The sequence below is a fragment of the Oleiphilus sp. HI0128 genome, from assembly GCF_001635365.1.
Window position 1 is genome coordinate 1 of record NZ_LWGG01000258.1, and the last position, 1,118, is coordinate 1,118.

Here is a 1,118-nt window from a genome sequence, read left to right on the forward strand (position 1 = left end):
TGGTAGGAAAGGGCGACATTGTGCTGCAGGATAAGCTTAACCACGCCTCGCTTATAGATGGTGGCTTATTGAGTGGAGCTCGCTTTCAACGCTACTTACACAATGACGTTTCCAGCCTTAGTTCTCATTTAGATAAGCTCTCGACACGTAGTCAGCCGGTAGGTGTGAAACAAAGCAAGGCCTTAGTCGTCAGTGACGGCATATTCAGCATGGATGGAGATATCGCACCCCTGAAAGATATTGCAGCAACCTGCACTGCGCAAGGTGCCTTATTAATGGTTGATGACGCGCATGGCTTGGGTGTTATTGGTGAACAGGGAAAAGGCTCATGTAATGTATTTGGACTTGCTCAGAAAGACGTTCCTGTGTTGATGGGTACCTTTGGCAAAGCCTTTGGTACATCAGGTGCTTTTGTTGCTGGTTCAGAGCTTCTAATCGATTACCTGACTCAAGCGGCACGCCCTTATATTTATACAACAGCTATGCCACCGGCGATTGCGGCTGCAACACGAGCTAGTCTTGATCTGATTAAAAAAGCCGATCAGAAGCGAGCACATTTATCCTCTTTGATCACTTACTTTAGGCTTGAGGCACAAGCGCTAGGTTATTGTCTTGTTGAATCAAATAGTCCTATTCAGCCTTTGATTATCGGCAGTAGTGATGATGCTATCGCACTGTCAAACTTCCTGCTTAGTCAGGGCATACTGGTAACCGCTATTCGTCCTCCTACTGTTCCTGCTAATACCTCGCGCTTACGTGTGACCTTTAGTGCTGATCATGATCTAGCCCACGTTGAGCAACTGCTCGATGCCCTCAGTATGGCGATAGATTTAGGTATTGTGACACCAGATGTCTAAGCAAACTGTGCAACATATTGTGTTAGTGAATGGCTGGTCAGCGCCGACCTCGATGTGGGAAGACTTTTTTGCAGAAGGTTTTGACGGATATTCTATTGATGTCTTGAGTCTTGCTGGTCTGACATCCTTGGATGAATGTAGTCGAGCTATTGACGACTGTGTTCAGCCAGGAACGCTTGTTGCAGCTTGGTCTCTTGGTGGTCAGCTGGCTCTTAACTATTTGTCTAACTATAGTTCTGAAAAGTTACGTAAGGGATTTGT

At 46.2% G+C, this 1,118-nt stretch carries 2 protein-coding genes; both read left to right on the forward strand.

Going from position 1 to position 1,118, the window contains the following annotated elements; translation table 11 throughout:
- Positions 1-857 (forward strand): 8-amino-7-oxononanoate synthase (locus A3763_RS03430; RefSeq protein ID WP_068759885.1); only part of this gene is annotated, 857 nt, incomplete at its 5' end.
- Positions 850-1,118 (forward strand): alpha/beta hydrolase (locus A3763_RS03435; protein ID WP_156494869.1); only part of this gene is annotated, 269 nt, incomplete at its 3' end. The genes A3763_RS03430 and A3763_RS03435, both read left to right, overlap by 8 nt.